This window comes from Pseudomonas arsenicoxydans (genome assembly GCF_900103875.1).
GTDB lineage: Bacteria > Pseudomonadota > Gammaproteobacteria > Pseudomonadales > Pseudomonadaceae > Aquipseudomonas > Aquipseudomonas arsenicoxydans.
In genome coordinates, this window is record NZ_LT629705.1 from 4,577,451 (window position 1) to 4,595,912 (window position 18,462).

The window sequence follows — 18,462 nt, forward strand, 5'->3', positions numbered from 1 at the left end:
CCTATGCGGGATTTGTGCAGATTTAGAGGTGGGTCAGTCTAGCTTCAGCTCGTGGGTCAATTCGGCGCCGGCGTCCACAGACAAACCACACTGCTCAATTCTGAGCCTGCCAGGGACTTCCCGATTTCCAACCAGACCCCAGAGCATGGATTTCTGAAAACCAGTATTCATTACCTTCTGGACTGGGACCGTCACAGGTCGGGGGGGGGGGGTTAGGCAACTGAGGACCGCGGGAAACTAGATCTATGAACATCAATCTATGGACAGTTGCGTTAATTTTTAGAGCAGTTAGCCAGTAATCTCAGGCTCATGAGCTGCTTATGAACATCTGACATCGCCCACTTGTTAAATCATGTGTCTGGGTGGGACCTTTCTAGGGTGATGTCTATTTCCGCTAACCTACGAACGAAATTTCACACCCCCCCCCCGGTTGGTACACCTTTCTTAATCAGCTATCTGAGCTTAAATTTCAATAAACTGTGATCGCTTAGCGCTCCAGGGAATTCGCCGCCGCGATTCAATATCGGCGCTGAAGTGGCTGCTATGCGGAATGAGCGCGAATCGAATCACCCTATCCTGTGGGGCTATGTGATTGCAGCTAGAGCGCGAACGCCAGTTTCAGGCCACTCGGTTGCGCCCGCTGCGCTTGGCTAGATAGAGCGCATCATCGGCACGAGTCAGAAGGCTTTCCACATCGTCACCCGCTTTGGCGAGGGAAACACCCAAAGACGCAGTTACAGTGTCTAGCACCTCATCCGTGCCACGAAGCTTGATCCGCAGCGCCTGAATTTTCAGGCGCAGCTGCTCAGCAAAAGTGTGAGCACTGGTGAGATCAAAACACTCTTGCAGGACTACACAGAACTCTTCGCCACCATAGCGTGCCGCCAGGGCCTGAGGCGGGATTGAGTTCCGTAACACCTGACCAACATGCTCAAGTACGCGGTCGCCCAAAGGATGGCCATACCGGTCATTGAACTGCTTGAAATGATCGATATCCAACATGACCAATGCCACCCCATGAGGAGCGTTGATCAATGCATGCTCCAGCAAGCGAGTGAAGGTAGCTCGGTTCAACACCTTAGTCAGACCATCCAAAGAGGCCGCCAGTTGGGCTCGTTCGAGTTTGTCTCTCAGACTCTTAATTTCATTTTGCGCTGAGTGCAACTGGGAGAGGAAAAGCGCTTGCTGATCCTGCATGACCTGAGTGCTCTGTTGCAGCTCACTAAGAATGGCGGGCAGCCTCTGGTCAACCGGCTTCGCGAGCATTTCCATGCAATGGCCAAGACTGGCTTGAAAGTTGGCACTGCCATTCACGCTACGCGAGACATTACGTTCCATGTCGTCAACCAGATTGATCGCTTGTTGTTGCCCCGCGCGCGCCTCCTCCAATTCGTCACGAATGATGTAGTCGCGAAAAAGCTTCGTAGCGGATTCTGGAGGGAAACAGTCGAAGTCTTTGACCACCCTGTCCAGATGGCGATTAAGCTCTGGCTCCTGACCTTTGCTGTAGGTGTACCAGAGAGCATAGTGGACGGGGTTTGGTGGAATGTTGTGACGCACCATCAGTGGTACAGCCTGCTTCAGCAGAGCCGCCGCCTCGCGGGAGTCCTCTGGATACAGCGTTAGGGCAGTCGCACGTGTTTCTGATTGGCTCATAACGTCACTATGGTTAGTTTTTTTATTGGCATATATGAAGTCGGGGGGCAGCATATCCTTACGTACAGCAAGCAGCCATACATAAGTCCATGAGCAGAACGTCCAGCGTTCCTGTCGATTACGAAATCATCCCAAGCATGCTCCCAATTTGACACGACCGCCGTGTTGGAAGAACTTGATGATTCGCCTCTTCTCTTCGACTGCAGCCCAAATTTTCGACACGATCGATTGGATGTTTCCCTACCGGCCACCTGCTCAGTCGATTACTGGGTGCCTGGTTTCTTAATAGGAATGACAAATTGCTGACTCGGCCCGACAAAGATGCGCTACGTGCGATGCTGGAATCACAAGTTCAAGAAAAGCTACAGCATGACCCTGACGCGGTTACGACTTATGCAGCACAGCCTGAACCCGAACGAAAGCCATACACCAGTAAGCCCACGGTGCAGGACAAGGCATTTCACAGGGAGCTCGATCAGATGCGTGCGGATGTTGAAGCCGGAGTGATACATAAATCAGTGCGCGAGCCCATGGACGATGGTGAGTCTAGCCTTGCGCTCGATGATTACCCGGGCTTGAAAGAGGCTGGCTCTGCATCAAATCAGTGGTGATGTTTAGCGCCTGTGCTGCGGTAATCGGTACCTGGGCCCCCTCCTCTCATGCGGACTGTCGACCCATGGTCAGTCTGGTCGTTTCACCGTCGCTTTTAAGCATACGAGCCCGGGCTCTCTCTATCTAATCCCAGTTCCCTCATCGGGCCACCTAGCTTTTACGAACCGATTCGCTCGCCATCTTGGTGCATCACCGAAACCAGACTGCGACTGCCAGCAGTGGCTCGACTTTGCGAAAAGCGATAAAACCTATACAAAAATAAATTCGTGTATAGGTTTTCTGCAATGTGTGCCATTCTGCCATCAGTCAGCTATCACCAGCTGCTCGCGCTCGTGCCTCGCCAGTCTGTTTTCACTTCCAAATGGGTGGTAGAGGCACACAAGTAGCCCTTGGCATGGATAGCAAAAAGTAACCAGCAAGTTTTGCCCGTACAGGGTCTATCTAAGAGCTCCGCCGATGAAAAACTCAATCTCACTAGCCTCGCGCATAGGCCTTGGCTTCGCCGTAATTGTGTCGTTGCTCATACTAATCACCGCCGTGGGCATCCAACGTGTGGGTTTTATCGACTCCACCCTGGAAAACGTAAGCGAAAATGCGGCAAAAATTCAACGCTACGCTATTAACTTTCGCGGAAGCGTGCACAACCGAGCCATTAGTATTCGGGACGCAGTGTTGGTGGATAGTGATCAAGACTTAACCGTCCACCTCAATGAAGTTATCAATCTAGAACAGGCCTACTCCGATTCAGCCATACCAATGGATCAGCTATTCGCAACTGCAGGGGTAACATCGCAGGAGCAACAGCTGTTACTGGCGATTAAAGACATTGAGAAGCAAACTCTAGTTTCCACTAAGTCGGTAATTGCTTTGCGTCGCGCCGGAGATATTTCAGGTGCACAGGCTTTGCTGCTGCGCCAAACCTCCGGTGAATACAGTGAGTGGTTGAAACGCGTGAATGCACTGATTGACTACGAAGAAGCCTCGATCAAAAGCCAACTCAGTGCGGTACAAGCCACCGCTAGTGAGTTTCGAGGACTGATGCTCATGGCCAGCGGGATATCGCTGCTGCTAAGCATCATCCTGGCTGTCTCTATCATTCGCTTCGTCAAGTCAACACTGGGTGCTGAGCCGACTCAGGTTGCCCAGGCGATCCAACGGTTGGCGGCAGGTGACTTGCAACAAATGATTGTTACCGATTATCCGAACAGCGTTATGGGCGTCCTGAAAACTGCCCTCAGCCGTTTGGCTGATACCATTAGCGAAGTACGCATTGCGGCCCAAGAGGTCAACAATTCATCTAGGCTGCTGTTGACCACATCGTCCACCAATAACAATCAAATCAGCCTGCAGACCCGCGAAGCCGAGCAAGTGGCAACTGCCATTACGCAAATGGCGGCAACGGTCAATGAAGTTTCGGGCTATGCATCTCAAGCAGCGGACGCAACGCGTCTAGCCGATGCTGAAGTTGTAAGCGGTAATCGCGTCGTTGCGGACACCACACTCGCTATCGAACAGTTAGCGAACACACTGGTTGAAACCACCAATACGGTAGAGCAGGTGTCCAAGCGTAGCGAAGAGATCGAAATAGTGATCGAGGTAATCAATTCAATTGCCACGCAAACTAACCTGTTGGCGCTAAACGCAGCCATCGAAGCGGCCCGAGCAGGTGAGCATGGCAGAGGGTTTGCGGTTGTGGCCGATGAAGTGCGCTCTCTAGCTAATCGTACCCAGGAGTCGACGCGGGAAATACGAGAAATGATAGGCACACTGCAGAGCGGTACTGAAACGGCTGCACAAACCATGCGTAATAGTTGCGAACTGGTCAGCCACACCGTTGCGCAAACCCGCAACGCCCAGACGGCGCTAGCTAAAATCAGCCAGCAAGTCGGCGCCATAAACCACATGAATGCCCAAATCGCCAGCGCATCTATCCAGCAAAGCGCCGTGGCCGAAGACGTTGCGCAAAACATCACGCGCATCCATAGCTCAACGGTGCAATCGGCAACTGGCTCTCGTGAAGTTGCAACGGCCAGCCAGGAGTTAGCGCAGCTTGCTGATCGTCTTACCCATAAGGTCGCATTTTTCAGCGTGGCTTAGGGCTGGCCTATTGTCAGCCCTTTTCTTTCAACATACTTTGTACAAAACCTATACAAGGCCGCTAGAAATGTACAATAAAAAGGATTGGCCACTAACGCTGTACTTTGACGGTCAATGTCCGCTGTGTGCGCGCGAAATCAAGATCCTTAATCGACACGCCGCAGAGAGTCGACTGCTATTTATTGACATCAGCAGCGGTGAGTTCGACGCCAAGGCACTGGGGTTCACGTTCGAGCAAATGCAGTCCACGCTGCACGCCCGTTTCGCCGATGGCCGCTGGGTAACTGGTCTGGACGCCACCTTATGGAGCTGGCGAGCCGCCGGTTTGGGATTTTGGGCAGCTCCACTGACATGGCGTGCCATCCGACCGCTGCTTGCTTTAGGTTATCGCCTCTTCTGCCGCTTACGCCCCCATTTGGCTTGGCTTCCACACCCTGATGGTCGCCGTCGCTGTGTCGACGACCGTTGCGGGGTGCCGGAGTCAAAACCCGCACCTGACGAGCGGCCTACTTTGAAAACAAAGCAGACCTAGGAAGCTTCGCTTTGTCATGGCCGGACGAAGAAGCTGGGTCATAGCTGATCTGGTGAACAACGTTTTTTCTGGTGAGCAGCAGGCACTCCCCTACTGCCAAGGATTGCCGTCACATTAAGCGCAGCATGGCTGCGAGGAGTCTAAATGAACCCATCAATAGCCGAGCATTACCGGGAAGTTCTCGTCGCCGTAGGCGAGAACCCAGAGCGTGAAGGTCTGCTGGACACGCCCGAACGCGCAGCCAAAGCAATGCAGTACCTATGCAACGGCTACACGATGAATCTGGAGGAAGTTATCAACGGCGCACTGTTCGAATCGCTAAACGACGAAATGGTCATCGTACGCGACATCGAGCTGTATTCATTGTGCGAGCACCACATGCTGCCCTTCATCGGCAAAGCTCATGTCGCGTACATCCCGACAGGGAGGGTATTAGGCCTGTCGAAGGTCGCACGAATAGTCGATATGTTTGCCCGTCGCTTACAGATTCAGGAAAACCTCACCAAACAAATTGCTGACGCCCTTCAGCACATGACCGATGCCGCCGGTGTGGCCGTGGTTATTGAGGCAAAGCACATGTGCATGATGATGCGGGGCGTGGAGAAGCAAAACTCGGTGATGACCACATCGGTGATGCTAGGCGCCTTTCGCGACTCGTCCGCTACGCGTCACGAGTTCCTGCAATTGATAGGCCGACTCGGTTAGCGCCAAAAATCGCGACTGTCTGCGGGAGAGGCTAAATGAATAGTACTTTCAAGATGAACTCCCTTGGCGATGGCTACCGTGCCTTGGTGATAGGCGCCAGTGGAGCGCTCGGCACGGCATTTTGTGAGTTGCTCAATGAAGATCCACGATGCTCGGCTGTTCGTGAGCTGGGGCGCAACAGTGTTCCAGGACTGGATCTGGAAAAGCCCGACAGTATCCCCTGGGCGGCTGCCGAATTAGCTGAAGAAGCCCCATACCAGTTGATTTTGCATGCTGCCGGGCTGCTCCATCGCGACGACATCAAACCTGAAAAAAGCTACTCCGCGATTGAAGCGGACGCGCTCCAGGCGATATTCCAAGTCAACACGCTCGGGCCTGCGCTGGTTTTGCGTCACTTTCTACCCTTGCTTGAACCTCGTGGCGCGATGGCGGTGCTCTCCGCCAAAGTGGGCAGTATCGGCGACAACCGTTTGGGTGGCTGGTATGCCTATCGCGCCTCCAAGGCAGCGTTGAACATGTTGATTAAAACGGCTGCGACCGAACTAGCGCGGACACGCCCTCAGACCCGCTTATTTACTCTTCATCCCGGCACCGTCATTTCGGGCCTGTCTCAACCCTTTCGTGGCACCTCTGCAGCCAGGCCGGCAAGCATTGCCGCCCATGAGTTGTTATCACTGATTGACCGTTTGACGTCTGCCGACAGCGGCAATTTCTTTGCTTATACCGGAGAACGCCTACCTTGGTAGGCAGGGAGTGAATTTTGAATCTGCAAGCGTTGACCGAACGGGCCGCGAATGGCGAAGTACGCGAGTTGGAGTTGCTATCGCTGGAGGGCGGTTTTTATCTAGCGCGAGTCAGGACAGATCATGGCCAGTTTACGCTGCTGGACGAAACGGCGAAGCCTATGCACCTTCGTTCCATCAATCACCTACGTGAGTTGTTGCAGCTTGTCCCGCCATTTCCCTGCGCGCTCGTGCAGCATTGCGTCCATGACGAGATGTGCGGTTCACGTGAAGGGCCAATTGGGTCGTTAAGCATTCCTTTCTCACTGACTGCGCCCTGGTGAGCCTCATTCCGTTGGATCCTGTCGAATGAACAAGACTCACCGACTATGCCTGGTCTTGGGTGACCAGTTATCTTTTGAACTGGCCTCATTGAAGCAGCTGGATAGCGAGCGCGATACGGTATTACTGGTCGAAGTGATGGAGGAAGCCAGCCACGTGCCCCATCACCCGCAAAAAATAACGCTGATCTTCAGTGCTATGCGCCATTTTGCCAAGGCGTTGCAACAGCGCGGTATTCGCGTGCAATACGTCACGCTTGATGACCCGCAAAATAGCGGATCGGTGCCGGGCGAGTTACGCCGCTGGCAGTCGCTGCTGCAACCGGATGAGTTGCACCTGACAGAGTGCGGGGACTGGCGCCTTGAGCAGTCGCTCAAAGATTGCGGCTTGGCGATTCAATGGCATACCGATACCCGTTTTTACTGCACCCGACTCGAATTTGCATCCTGGGCCGAAGGCAAAAAGCAGCTGCGCATGGAGTTCTTCTACCGTGAGATGCGACGCAAGAGTGGCTTGCTGCTCAACGGCGACGGCAGCCCGGTCGGCGGCGCCTGGAACTTTGATGCCGAAAATCGCAAGGCACTGCCTAAAGGCGTGAGAGCCCCCTCCCCCATCCGCTTTTCGGCCGATGCAATCACCTTGGACGTGCTGGCGCTGGTCGCAAAAAACTTTTCCAGCCACTATGGCGCCCTCGACACCTTTGACTACCCGGTGACTCACGCCGATGCCCAAGCGCTGTGGGACTACTTCCTCGACTGGGGTTTGGCAGCCTTCGGCGACTACCAGGATGCGATGGCCAGTGATGAACCTTTCCTGTTCCATGCACGGATCAGCGCCGCGCTGAATATCGGCTTGCTGGATCTGCGTCAATTGTGCAGCGACGTCGAGGATGCGTATTGGTCGCACAGGATTCCATTAAATGCCGCCGAAGGCTTTATCCGTCAACTCATTGGCTGGCGTGAATACGTACGCGGCGTCTACTGGCTGAAAATGCCCGACTACGCCGGCGGCAATCTGTTTGGCAACAGCAGACCGCTTCCACCGTTCTATTGGACAGGCGATACCAAGATGAACTGCATGGGCCAGGCAATCGGCCAAAGTTTGAAACATGCCTATGCCCACCATATCCAACGGTTGATGGTGACCGGCAACTTTGCGCTGCTGGCAGGCATCGCACCGAGCCAGATTTGCGACTGGTACCTGGCGATCTACATGGACGCGTTCGACTGGGTCGAACTGCCCAATACATTGGGCATGGTGATGCACGCCGATGGCGGTTACCTGGGCTCCAAGCCTTACTGCGCCAGTGGCCAATATATAAAGCGCATGTCCGACTACTGCCGTAACTGCGCGTACAAAGTCACTGAAAGCACGACGGACGACGCCTGCCCTTTCAATTCGCTTTACTGGCATTTTCTGATGCGTCACGGCGATCTTTTGCGCAGCAATCAGCGCATCGGCATGGTCTACAAAAACCTCGATCGGATGACTGAACCCAAGCAGCAAGCGCTCTGGGAGCGTGGTCAGAAACTGCTCGCCAAACTCGATGCCGGTGAGTCGTTTTGAAAAAGAGTGAACTGCCCCTGAAGGCGTGTGCAGTCTGCGGATTGCCTTTCGCCTGGCGCAAGAAATGGGCGCGCTGCTGGGCTGAGGTGCGCTACTGCTCGGAGCGTTGCCAACGGCGCAGAAGCATTAAATGCTGAGAATGTGAAACAGATAAGCGTACGTCTCCTGCAGGGACTCAAAGCACCCGAGGATCTACGCCTTCAACTTGAGTCTGGTAGGTGGTCTTCAGTCGCAGCTTCTCCACATTAGTCATAGAGATTAGAAGCTCTGGTCGTGGTCTCGCAGTAGAAATCCGTTTTGTATCGCATGGATCCCCTTTCCGTTCATATTGCAGGGACAACAGCTCTCGATATCATCTTCACGCCCTATCCAAGCCCCCTTCGCTATTGGCGGCCATAAGCCACCATCGCAGCGACCGTTGTCAATTTCCGATGATGAGCACGAGCAGACATGAGTTGATTGGACGCTTCGTAAAAAACGCTCGGGATCTACCTTTGGGCGGCACTGCTCTCTCCCTCGGTATTCGCGGGACGACATTCAGAAGATCTAAATGGTGCATATGATTATCCATATTTAATTCTTTCAAGGGCGGCAAATTTCGGGGATGAGAGCTCTGTGCTCGCCTATACTAAAAATGTCAAGTCATGTTGGCGAGCTCGATTAACAAGCTATTGATATATATGGAGATTTAAAAAACTGGTTACCTTGGAGATTGCTAGTTAAGAACTTTTTTGTGTGATGGTTTGGTGTCGTGACGAGGTTTTGATATGAACGTCTTGTTGAAAGAACTTCATGCCTATCATCATGAGGCAGCTATAAAAATCACTCAGATCAAAGAGTTGCTGAGGAAGATAAGGCATGAATCCGATGGTGCTGATGACTGCAAGTTGTTGTTCAAGATGCTGGAAGCCATGCATGGTGATGCAGAACAATACCACCATGAAAATGAAGAACTTATTCGGCTGTCTTTGCTAGGGACTGATGCACCGATCCACCAACGGGTCAAGGATATCGAGCGAGACCATCAAGCATTTGGGCGCATTGCTGGACAGTTGAAGATGTTGGAGGACACAACTCAGGAAACAAGAGTAATTGCTGACACTATCGATGACTTTATCAAAAAATATTTCGATCATATGGACTCGGAGGAAAATATTTTCTTTCCGTTGGCAGATAAGTGGCTGTCAGACGAGCAGTGGCAGGAAATAAAGCGTCAATGGCATTCCGCGTCTTAATCTGCACCTGCATCTGGCCGCCGACAATGCATATTTCTCTGAACTGGTTACCCTCCCGCAGCACCTACAGCCCGTCCATCCCGTGCCCCTGAGCCAGCCGTGCGCGCTTGGTTTCACCAAGCAACGTCAGCGCCTGGCCCTGGCATTGGCGAGCATGCACGAGCCGCTACAAAGGTGACGGCTGCGACTGAATTCACAAGTGGGGGCGATGGCCGCTGAGATGATGGCGGGGCGGCCGCCTAAGAAGGCAATTACCCTAAAGATACAGAAGGAAGCATCGAGGCCAACCTTAGGGTCAACACCAGCAATAATGGAGAATGCGCTGGCTTCGGGGATGAGGGCCAGTGCAACGACGAGACCAGCCCTGACATTTGATACCCATGTGAGTTTGATCTTTCAAGCATTGATTTTCCAGAACAGGCGCAACATAACGCGCGGAATCGAGCACAGAGCATTTGCTTGGCATTAAACGCGAAGCATCCAGAGATATCGAGTGCGTCGCACCGTTTCGCTTAGTAACCACTAACCTATGGGCTATCCAAAACCAAGGGCCGGGCGACCATTTGGCATCGGTGAATGCTAACGAGTCGGTATGGTTTCCCTATCTGACAGAACGCCTTGCAACCACTCCATGTTAACCCGCTGGCACTCACTCTTAGCTTCCTCTCGGGTCTGATAGGTTATCTTAAGCCGTAGCTTTTCCTGATTGTCATAGAGGTTGAAGCCTGTTGGCGCTGTCTTGTAGTAGAAGCGCGATCCTTTTCGCTTTGATCCCGTTTCTGTTGGGATCGAGGGACAACAACAAAACTCGAAATCATCTTCACATCCACTCTTCCTCTAACTATGTGATCGGGTAAACTGGGGCGCTAGGGAGGCATTGCCCTCGATGGAAACTGGAGCTAGAAATTCAATCACCAGTGCAAGGCTACCAAGCATTAGACTCCCTAAACCCCTTCTGATATTGGCTGTAAGTGGCCGAATCAACCGCGGATCTTAGGGTTTCAGAATTTAGTCAAAAACTCTATCCACCTGCGGTGAATTCACCGATTCAAAAAAGCCTCCCATGCATAAAAAAAAGACTCATTTCCGAATGTGGCCACATGTTGCGTCGAGCTTTCTGATTTGCACACTACAATTGTTGGTAGCTAGCACCTGCATCGCACAAGAGGCGCATGAGACACTGACAATTATGGTGGAAGATGCCGCAGCACCTTGGTCAAAGAGCGATGGCACGGGTTACGCCAATGACGTAGTTGTAGCCGCCTTCAAGGAGATGGGGGTAGAGGTGAGGCTAAGAGTAGTGCCGTATTCACGCTGTAAGTACATGGTGCTCAATGGCCAAGTCGCCGCCTGCTTCAACATGAGCTGGCAGTCCGAATTCGAGGGTAAGATCAAGCTGGCTGCACAGCCGATTTTCAAAGTACACAACGACATCTTCGAACATATCAATGCTCCCTTGCCGAAGCCTTCAGACGCTAAATGTGATTTGCCCCCCGGCACTGTCGTTGGCATAACCAGAGATTATGAATACTCAGCCCAGGTGACGGCGCTCCAGACCTCAGGGGTGGTCTTTAAAAACTCCCTCTCGGACTTAACCAGCCTGCAAAAGCTGGCGGCTCGGCGTTTTCAGGCGGTATTGGTCATGAGTAATGACCTTGAGCCAAGGAATCAAAAGGCCAAACAATCAGGCACTGACGATGCAGTGCGCTTCGCCTTCAATTGCGGAGTGGAAAACTCAACAATAGGCTTCAGCTTGGCGCATCCAGACGGATTGTGGGCGTTGGAAATGTACGACGAGGGCTATCGCCGCATCGAGGCCAACGGCGCCCTCAAGGATATTCACATGCGCTGGTTTCCTTAGTTTCATGAGGCCTTGACTATGCGACTAGCGGTGCTAGGGAACAATGTAGTATGTGTAAATCTCAAGCTACTGGGACTCAGTCATAGCAACTCCTTTGCGCCCGAGTTGTTTAACACCGTACATCGCCTGATCCGCCGCTTTCAGCAAGGAGCCCAGACTTTGACCATGATTGGGGCACAGAGAGACTCCGATACTGCACGAAAGTGATAGCTCTCCTGCGCTTGTCGCTACTGTCTGCACAATGGCTTCCAGCACCCTCTCGGCGTACTGCTCAGCACTATCTGGGCTGATAAGTTCCGTGATCAGAATCACGAATTCATCTCCCCCATAGCGCGCGACGATGTCACAAGAACGAGTGACCTGAAGCATGCGATTGGCGACTGCTTTGAGAACCTGATCACCGACCTCATGGCCATGCTTATCGTTAATTTCCTTGAAATGATCCAGATCGACCAACAGAACGGCAAATGCAGTCCCGCTCGATGTCCAATTCGAGAGGGCTTGATCAAAACGCTCAGCGAGGAGGTAGCGATTCGGCAATTGGGTTAGAACATCATGGGTTGCGAGATAAGCCGAGCGTTCGAGTTCAACCTCTGCTCTTTCAATCGCTTTGAAATGCTATCAATGTATTCGCTTTCGACGGTTTCGAAAATCAGTCGATCGAGCGGAAAATCATGAATTCGTGCGGCTTCCAACGTACTTCTAATGCAATGCTCTGGACGATAAACTGCGTTAGGAAGAAAGTTAATCGAAAGGTTTTCAGTCATTCCGAGGTTCGCAGCAGTCGAAATGGCCCGCATGCGGCAAAGCTGGTCGAATCGATAACGGTTATTGTCGTTTACTTTCTCCAGCACCGACAGAGCCCCCTCTCCATTAATACCTCTTACCAACGCTTCATGTGCAAATACCGATTGATCGCGCACGTCCACAATTGGCTGAAAGGCGAAAGTAAAATCTAAACCCAGATCAACATTACTTTTGCAACCTTGACAACCATTTGACGAAGTCAATGCGTTTGAGGAAACGGTCATGTCGCGCTCCAGAAAAAATTAGTTGCCATTTATATGGCAGCTTTCCTAATTAAGGTCTAAGCATCGGAACAACAATAAATCGTGGAGACATTTATAATGCATCGACCGGAAACCTTCACTATAGCAGTTTATTCTTCAATTACTTTCACCGACTGATAAATGCACGTTTTTCAAACTAAAAACAACACCACCAGATCATAAAACGGTTATAACTTAGACACTTAACCTTTTTTCACACAGCTGGCCATTGCTTTATATACAGAATTGCCATCGTTAATTTCGAGGCAACGCTGCGAAAAACTAAACCAACATAATCAGACGGATAGCTACAGGTATGGGCGCCAGGGGCTAGCCTCTACATTTATTGCCATGAAGAATTTATGCTTAAGCAGCGAACACTTTCAAATCTACAGCCGGACTAAAAAATCTATGATTAACTTTCAATATTCGATACCTGGCTCACACTCTGTACAGTAGCGATGTTTGTGCTTTATTGCCAGACCCTCGACTGAATTCACGCTTTTTATACATTTACTTAAAAGTGCTTAGACTTTAAATTGATGTACAATCTTCAATAATCTATCGGCATCTCCACCGCTCGCTCGGCCACGGCTGAGGGTGCTTATTGCTAGTGCCACAGTGTTGCTCGCAACGACCGAAACACTGCTAATACGGCGATTAATTTCATCGGTAACCATAGCTTGCTCATTAGCAGCTTGAGCAATGTGCAAGCTCATATCTGACACAGAAGACACCAATCCGCTTATTCGCTGTAGCGCCTCACCGGCGCTAAGCGCCTGCTGCACCCCACGCTCTGCAAATACACGACTATCGTCCATTACTTCTACCGCTTGCTTCGAAGCACTTTGGAGACGATCAATCATGCCGTTGATCTCTTGTGTGGATTTTTGCGTGCGACTAGCCAACAAACGGACTTCATCGGCTACCACGGCGAAACCACGACCTTGCTCTCCGGCACGAGCGGCTTCGATGGCTGCGTTGAGAGCCAGCAAATTGGTTTGCTCGGCAATAGTACGAATAACTTCCAGCACTCCACCGATCTCGCGTGCATGCCCTTCTAGATTGGCGATGACAATCGCCGCACGGCTTACCTCCTCTGCCAGGGTACGAATATCAACTATCGTTTCATTGACTACAGAAATCGCCGCTTGTGCCTGCCTATCAGCATCTTGAGTTTGGGCCGCGCTAGCTTGAGCGTTGGTGGCAACACCTTGCACGTTATTAGCCATTTGATTGGCCGCCGCCGCTACCTGCTCTACTTCGATTTGTAGATCCGTAGCACTCCTCTCAGACGCCCCGGCGTCACTCAGCAATTGTTCGGCAGATAGCTCCAACCCCTTTGAAACATCTGCAACTGTAGTGATTTTGATGCGTAGGCTTCCGAGGAAAGCATTGAACAGTCCAACGACCTGGCCAATCTCATCATTACGATTTGACTCGATAATGTGGCTCAGGTCGCCACTCCCGTCATTCAACGCACTCAGAGCATTCCTCAAGTGCTGCATTGGAGGTAACACCCTACTGGCAATCAACCACAACACCCCGAGCATGATTATCAATACCGTGCCCCATGCTATGAGGTTGGTGACCTGAATGCTTTTACGCTCAGCTTGGCTGTCGCTCATCTGCTGACGATACAGCTTGTCCAATGGCTCACTAAAAGCGGAAAAATCGGCAATAACTTTCGCTGAACGTAGGTCAAAGTCCTCCATGACTTTATCGCCCTCAGTTTTATTACGGGCATAGGCCTGCACCATCAGCTTGCCGGTGCTATTAAGCTGCTCAAGTGGAATGCGCAAAGCCTGACTACGGTCAGAGAGGCTCGGAACCAAGTAGATTACTTCGTCAAGCAGTTGAAGAGAGGACGCGTAATGTTGCTGCGCGTCTTCAATTGGCTCATGGTCTTGGGTCAGGCTGGCATCGGTATAAAACTGTTGAATTTGAGCACTGTCGTAGCGCAATTTCTGGGTTGACTCTAGGGCGTTTCCCAGCCGCTCGCTATTGTGTCCCATAGCATCAAGAATGTTAATTTGGGTATACATGAATATGGTAAAAGCAACGGCTGTCGCGACCAAGCCTGCCGCACACAAAGTCATCAACCGAGAAATATTAATTGTCAAAAAATCCTCCAACAGTAAATTGGTGCAAGAGTACAGTCAGCGTAACTTTCACCTAAATTTCCCGCTTATTGAGTCAATAACAAAACGTCTGTTATTTAGACCATTCTAGCCCTCTTAAGGATCAGTTGCCTCTGTCCGCAAATAGGCAAGAGTGCACGAGCGATAGCACTCAAGGAGCGAGACGCAGGAAAATGCTAATACTAGACTTTTGCTTGTAGCAATGATTCTCGCTCCTCCTGTCTTGACTGATTTATCTCGACAGAAACATCTAGTGGTACTTTGATATCACGACCACAAAGAAAATGTAAGAAATACATGATAGGGACATTTTTATTTACGCAGAAAATCAAAAATAAAAATAAAAAAAACTCTAACTCCATGATTTTTATGTTTTATTCAACGCATGAGACTTTAGTCTAAGAAAGCGATTACCAATTATAATTTTTTTCAAAATCATGGATCCAATAGTCTTAAATGCTTTCAAAGCTTGCTAACTAAATTATCGATGATTTGATCGAACAAGCCAGCCGACTAACACTTATTGCCAATCCAACTGCGTCTTTTTCAACCTGGCGGTTTTTTCAAATCTTCAGCCAACGGCCTACAAAACTAGCAATTAGGCTTGCTTCTCAATTAAATATAGTTACTGATGTATTGAACCAGTCAATCCTGGCACAACAAAAATTGCGCAAATCGAGTTTCTGACTGGTCAGACCACTATGGTGAGCTTAATGCCGTTGATTTTCCGCCAAACAACTATCCGTGGCATCGTAGTCGTGCCCCTTCGTCGTTGGATCGGATGAACAAATTCCTGAACGAACACGCGATCCGCCCTTCTACCAACATCAGAAAAACATAGCCGATCACTCTGCAATCCGACCAAGCCCATTTATAGCATCAATAACACTACACATTAGGAAAACCCTACCCTTCAACAACAAAATCTCTACTTAATCAAAGTGAGATTTTTTAACGGATGATAGGCCTGACCATAGTTGGTCTATGTCCTTAAACTTCCAACGTTCAGGACTTTCGCGGCGGACAATACGGTCTTGCCCGACCAATATTGCAAGATCAACAATAGCCTGAGGAATGGACTTCTTGGACAGAGTAGAGAAAAAAACAATTACCTTAGGCGTCAAAAGGGCATTTTTGTTTTGCTCCGATACAACGCCTATCCTTCCGCTTTCAAGACGAACAAGTGATCCGACCGGGTAAATTCCAACGCATCTGACGAATGCATGAAAAATATTCGAATCGAAATGCCCTTGCCATTCTGCCATTCGGTGGATCGAATCTGCGGGCCCCCACGCTTTTTTATAGGGTCTATCAGAAGTCACGGCGTCGTAGACATCACAGATAGCCCCCATTCTTGCAAGCAAGCTAATTTGCGATCCAACCAGCTTATGCGGATAACCACTTCCATCGAATCTTTCGTGATGGTGAAGACAAACATCTAGCACCTGTGGGGTGAAGTGGGGGTTTCCTTGCAACATATGCGCGCCTGCCACAGGGTGCCTACGCATAGTCTCGAATTCTCCGTCTAATAGCTTCCCGGGTTTGTTCAGGATCGCGATGGGTATCATAGATTTACCAACATCGTGCATAAGTCCAGCAAGGCCTGCTTCACGAACCAAATCGGGAGATAAATTCATCTCACGAGCTAGAGCAATCATCAGCGCACATACAGCAACAGAGTGCATGTAGGTGTACTCGTCAGAAGTCTTTAATCTAGCTAAACTTATCAGGGCATCTGGATGCCTTGAAACAGAATCGAAAATTTCGCCTACCAACTCAGTGACCTGGGGATTTTCAGTAACCCGTCCCATACGCAAATCATTGAACATCTTTTCAACAGCGGCCTTAGATCTAGCGCATAGCTTTAACGCGAGAGAGACCTCCTGATCAAAATAAGTAACAACTTTTGCCTTTTGATCTAGAGCCGACTGAGGAGCTGCAAAAGGAGGCGGCTCATCAACCGAACGAGATTCTATATCGACACCTCTGCTTATATTTATCCAGAGATCAAGAACTTTCGAATCATAGATTCGTTGCAGATCATGCAGATCCTGTAGAAAGAATCCATTTTTCCAAAGAGGATGCTCTATACCGGAGCCACAAAACTCGTGTATATACATACCTAAACGTAGTTCAGACACCGCGATATATTTCAGCAAGAAAGCCTCCATTTCTTATTGCGCTATAAGAAGTTAGTTAACGCCTTCTAGCTCATCCGTTCTAAATCGAGAACCGAGCAACCAGTTTATTTAAATCAATAGCAAGCTTCGACAATTCGTGGCTTGCTTCGGATGTTTGATGTGCAGCTGCTGAACTTTGTATAGATAAATCCCGAATACTCACAAGATTTTCATCTACGGATCTGGCAACTTGCGCCTGCTCTTCGGATGCAGTGGCTATCATCAGGTTACGTTCATTAATATCAGAAATTGCGACTGTAATTTGCTGTAAAGCGATACCTGCCTCATGAGCAATCAACAGTGTGGACTCAGCCTCCTCGCTACTTTGCTTCATCGATTGCACAGCCATCGATGATCCCTTTTGTATATCTTCTATCATCTGCGCGATTTGATGAGTAGAAGCCTGGGTGCGATGTGCCAAAGCTCTGACTTCATCGGCTACCACTGCGAACCCCCGACCTTGTTCTCCTGCGCGCGCCGCTTCAATTGCCGCGTTTAGAGCCAAAAGATTGGTTTGATCGGCGATTGAATGAATCACATCGAGAACACTAGCAATATTTTGTGCTTGATTAGCCAGGCCTTTGACCTCCACACCAGTTCGTCCAACAGTAGAACTAAGCTTTTCAAGCGATGTTATGGCTTGCCCGACTCGCTCTTTACCTGTCTGGGCAGAGTACTCAGATGCTTGAGTGGATTGCGAGGCAGAGACAGCATTACGGGCGACTTCCTCAACAGCGGCTGTCATCTCGTTAACTGCAGTGGCGGCTTGCTCAGTTTCCATGGTCTGGCGCTGAATACCTTCATTGGATTCTTTGGTTATGGAACTCATCTCTTCGGCAGCTGAAGCAAGCTGACCAGAAGAGTCAGATATATGTTGAATTGTGCTTTTTAGGTTGGACAGCATGGCTGATGTTGCATGTTGCAGAGCGGTAATTTCGTCCGCCCCAGTAACTACCACTTGAGTGCGCAAGTCCCCGTCTGCAATTTTACGCGTCACACCCAAGAGAGATAGAACGGGAACAGTGATACTTCTGGTAAACACTAACGCCACCAATAGTGTAACAAACAAAGCCATAACACTCAGCACTATGGTGATCGTCATGCCACTTTTGAAACCTTCATCGGCGACCAGTCCTGAATGATCTGCACCTAGCTCATTGAGAGCAATCAACTCTTCTATAGAGGACTGAAGTACCACCGCTGGCGGCTTAGAATTATCTCTAATAAACAATGCTAGCGCCTCTTCAGAGCTTGTTTTGCTCAAAGGCAAAAGCTCATCATTTTTGGCTTGAAACGCGGCAACATTGGCTACAACTCGATCATAAATTTCTTTTTCTTTTGGACTTGATACATATGGCGCGTAAGATTTAGTAGCCTCGGCCAAGTCTTTTCTCATCGCGTTCATTTCACTTATTGAAGCTTCACTCTGCCTATCATTGTCCATAACGAAGCGCCTAGCATCCAGGCGGCAACGCATCGCTGCAATTTCTATCTTGCCGGCCTGTTTTACACTAGGCAGCCAATCGTGTTGAAGTTCAGAAGCCGATGTATGGAGATCATTTAGCTTATATGAAACGGTAATACTCAAGATGATGAGAAGCAGACAAATAATGCCAAAACTTAACGTTGCCCTAGTAGCAATGGTAATATTTCTTGTTTTCATAAAAAGCCTATAGAATTAAATTATTTTGCTAGCAGAGAGAGTAATGGCGTTGTAGCCACGCAAGAGGCTGAAAAATCTAAAAAAACATAAAATTAAACTCC

General features: G+C 50.0%; 13 protein-coding genes and 8 pseudogenes. 11 read left to right on the top strand and 10 right to left on the bottom strand.

The window, feature by feature from the left end; translation table 11 throughout:
• Positions 1–618: 618 nt before the first annotated feature.
• Complete coding sequence (locus BLQ41_RS21435; protein ID WP_090188724.1) at positions 619–1,656, bottom strand: GGDEF domain-containing protein; 1,038 nt, start codon at positions 1,654–1,656, stop codon at positions 619–621.
• A gap of 299 nt (positions 1,657–1,955) precedes the next feature.
• Here BLQ41_RS21435 and BLQ41_RS21440 point away from each other — a divergent pair, with 299 nt between their 5' ends.
• The gene (locus tag BLQ41_RS21440; protein ID WP_090183984.1) at positions 1,956–2,267 is read left to right on the top strand and encodes a hypothetical protein; all 312 of its coding nucleotides are present in this window, start codon (positions 1,956–1,958) and stop codon (positions 2,265–2,267) included.
• A gap of 72 nt (positions 2,268–2,339) precedes the next feature.
• On the opposite strand, the pseudogene BLQ41_RS31010 reads toward BLQ41_RS21440, so the two are convergent.
• Positions 2,340–2,506 (bottom strand): annotated as a pseudogene (locus BLQ41_RS31010) (IS3 family transposase); the annotation flags it as partial.
• A 1,331-nt stretch (positions 2,507–3,837) separates the two neighbouring features.
• Here BLQ41_RS31010 and BLQ41_RS31410 point away from each other — a divergent pair.
• From BLQ41_RS31410 to BLQ41_RS21480, 8 genes and pseudogenes are all read left to right on the top strand, one after another.
• A pseudogene (locus BLQ41_RS31410) lies at positions 3,838–4,365 on the top strand (methyl-accepting chemotaxis protein); the annotation flags it as partial.
• A 67-nt stretch (positions 4,366–4,432) separates the two neighbouring features.
• A complete protein-coding gene (locus tag BLQ41_RS21450) occupies positions 4,433–4,897 on the top strand; it encodes a thiol-disulfide oxidoreductase DCC family protein (RefSeq protein WP_090183989.1) in 465 nt (154 codons plus the stop codon).
• Positions 4,898–5,041: 144 nt separating this feature from the next.
• Entirely contained in the window at positions 5,042–5,602 is a 561-nt protein-coding gene (gene folE, locus BLQ41_RS21455) for a GTP cyclohydrolase I FolE (RefSeq protein WP_090183991.1), read from the top strand.
• Positions 5,603–5,637: 35 nt separating this feature from the next.
• Entirely contained in the window at positions 5,638–6,348 is a 711-nt protein-coding gene (locus tag BLQ41_RS21460; RefSeq protein ID WP_090183994.1) for an SDR family NAD(P)-dependent oxidoreductase, read from the top strand.
• 14 nt (positions 6,349–6,362) lie between these two features.
• Positions 6,363–6,668 (top strand): DUF6482 family protein, encoded by a 306-nt coding sequence (locus tag BLQ41_RS21465; RefSeq protein WP_090183997.1) that lies wholly within the window; start codon positions 6,363–6,365, stop codon positions 6,666–6,668.
• 25 nt (positions 6,669–6,693) lie between these two features.
• On the top strand, positions 6,694–8,232 hold the full coding sequence (locus tag BLQ41_RS21470; RefSeq protein WP_090184001.1) for a cryptochrome/photolyase family protein: 1,539 nt from the start codon (positions 6,694–6,696) through the stop codon (positions 8,230–8,232).
• A complete protein-coding gene (locus tag BLQ41_RS21475) occupies positions 8,229–8,369 on the top strand; it encodes a DUF2256 domain-containing protein (RefSeq protein ID WP_090184003.1) in 141 nt (46 codons plus the stop codon). Before BLQ41_RS21470 ends, BLQ41_RS21475 begins: the two co-directional genes overlap by 4 nt.
• A gap of 630 nt (positions 8,370–8,999) precedes the next feature.
• Positions 9,000–9,467: a hemerythrin domain-containing protein gene (locus BLQ41_RS21480; RefSeq protein ID WP_090184006.1), complete on the top strand. Its 468-nt coding sequence runs from the start codon at positions 9,000–9,002 to the stop codon at positions 9,465–9,467.
• On the opposite strand, the pseudogene BLQ41_RS31415 reads toward BLQ41_RS21480, so the two are convergent.
• Together BLQ41_RS31415 and BLQ41_RS21485 are read right to left on the bottom strand one after the other, a co-directional pair.
• A pseudogene (locus BLQ41_RS31415) lies at positions 9,457–9,670 on the bottom strand (FAD:protein FMN transferase); the annotation flags it as partial. The gene BLQ41_RS21480 and the pseudogene BLQ41_RS31415 overlap by 11 nt on opposite strands.
• Before the next feature lie 7 nt (positions 9,671–9,677).
• Positions 9,678–9,860, bottom strand: a pseudogene (locus BLQ41_RS21485) (SulP family inorganic anion transporter); the annotation flags it as partial.
• A gap of 670 nt (positions 9,861–10,530) precedes the next feature.
• Here BLQ41_RS21485 and BLQ41_RS21495 point away from each other — a divergent pair.
• Positions 10,531–11,328: a substrate-binding periplasmic protein gene (locus BLQ41_RS21495; protein ID WP_090184009.1), complete on the top strand. Its 798-nt coding sequence runs from the start codon at positions 10,531–10,533 to the stop codon at positions 11,326–11,328.
• A 66-nt stretch (positions 11,329–11,394) separates the two neighbouring features.
• On the opposite strand, the gene BLQ41_RS21500 is transcribed toward BLQ41_RS21495, so the two are convergent.
• The 4 genes and pseudogenes from BLQ41_RS21500 to BLQ41_RS31425 all read right to left on the bottom strand — a co-directional run.
• Complete coding sequence (locus BLQ41_RS21500; RefSeq protein ID WP_231997049.1) at positions 11,395–11,868, bottom strand: GGDEF domain-containing protein; 474 nt, start codon at positions 11,866–11,868, stop codon at positions 11,395–11,397.
• A 50-nt stretch (positions 11,869–11,918) separates the two neighbouring features.
• A pseudogene (locus BLQ41_RS21505) lies at positions 11,919–12,359 on the bottom strand (EAL domain-containing protein); the annotation flags it as partial.
• Positions 12,360–12,904: 545 nt separating this feature from the next.
• A pseudogene (locus BLQ41_RS31420) lies at positions 12,905–13,390 on the bottom strand (methyl-accepting chemotaxis protein); the annotation flags it as partial.
• A gap of 372 nt (positions 13,391–13,762) precedes the next feature.
• A pseudogene (locus tag BLQ41_RS31425) lies at positions 13,763–14,476 on the bottom strand (hypothetical protein); the annotation flags it as partial.
• Positions 14,477–15,180: 704 nt separating this feature from the next.
• On the opposite strand from BLQ41_RS31425, the pseudogene BLQ41_RS31015 reads away from it, so the two are divergent.
• A pseudogene (locus BLQ41_RS31015) lies at positions 15,181–15,335 on the top strand (NAD(P)-dependent alcohol dehydrogenase); the annotation flags it as partial.
• Positions 15,336–15,450: 115 nt separating this feature from the next.
• Here BLQ41_RS31015 and BLQ41_RS21520 read toward each other — a convergent pair.
• The gene (locus tag BLQ41_RS21520) at positions 15,451–16,677 is read right to left on the bottom strand and encodes an HD-GYP domain-containing protein (RefSeq protein ID WP_090188729.1); all 1,227 of its coding nucleotides are present in this window, start codon (positions 16,675–16,677) and stop codon (positions 15,451–15,453) included.
• Between the two features lie 61 nt (positions 16,678–16,738).
• The gene (locus tag BLQ41_RS21525) at positions 16,739–18,361 is read right to left on the bottom strand and encodes a methyl-accepting chemotaxis protein (RefSeq protein ID WP_090184022.1); all 1,623 of its coding nucleotides are present in this window, start codon (positions 18,359–18,361) and stop codon (positions 16,739–16,741) included.
• Between the last annotated feature and the right edge of the window lie 101 nt (positions 18,362–18,462).

What these genes read in the sequence shown, in the direction of transcription:
- BLQ41_RS21435 (WP_090188724.1), bottom strand. Translation starts at nt 1,656, where the DNA reads ATGAGCCAATCAGAAACACGTGCGACTGCCCTAACGCTGTATCCAGAG.
- BLQ41_RS21450 (WP_090183989.1), top strand. Translation starts at nt 4,433, where the DNA reads ATGTACAATAAAAAGGATTGGCCACTAACGCTGTACTTTGACGGTCAA.
- folE (WP_090183991.1), top strand. Translation starts at nt 5,042, where the DNA reads ATGAACCCATCAATAGCCGAGCATTACCGGGAAGTTCTCGTCGCCGTA.
- BLQ41_RS21460 (WP_090183994.1), top strand. Translation starts at nt 5,638, where the DNA reads ATGAATAGTACTTTCAAGATGAACTCCCTTGGCGATGGCTACCGTGCC.
- BLQ41_RS21470 (WP_090184001.1), top strand. Translation starts at nt 6,694, where the DNA reads ATGAACAAGACTCACCGACTATGCCTGGTCTTGGGTGACCAGTTATCT.
- BLQ41_RS21480 (WP_090184006.1), top strand. Translation starts at nt 9,000, where the DNA reads ATGAACGTCTTGTTGAAAGAACTTCATGCCTATCATCATGAGGCAGCT.
- BLQ41_RS21495 (WP_090184009.1), top strand. Translation starts at nt 10,531, where the DNA reads ATGCATAAAAAAAAGACTCATTTCCGAATGTGGCCACATGTTGCGTCG.
- BLQ41_RS21525 (WP_090184022.1), bottom strand. Translation starts at nt 18,361, where the DNA reads ATGAAAACAAGAAATATTACCATTGCTACTAGGGCAACGTTAAGTTTT.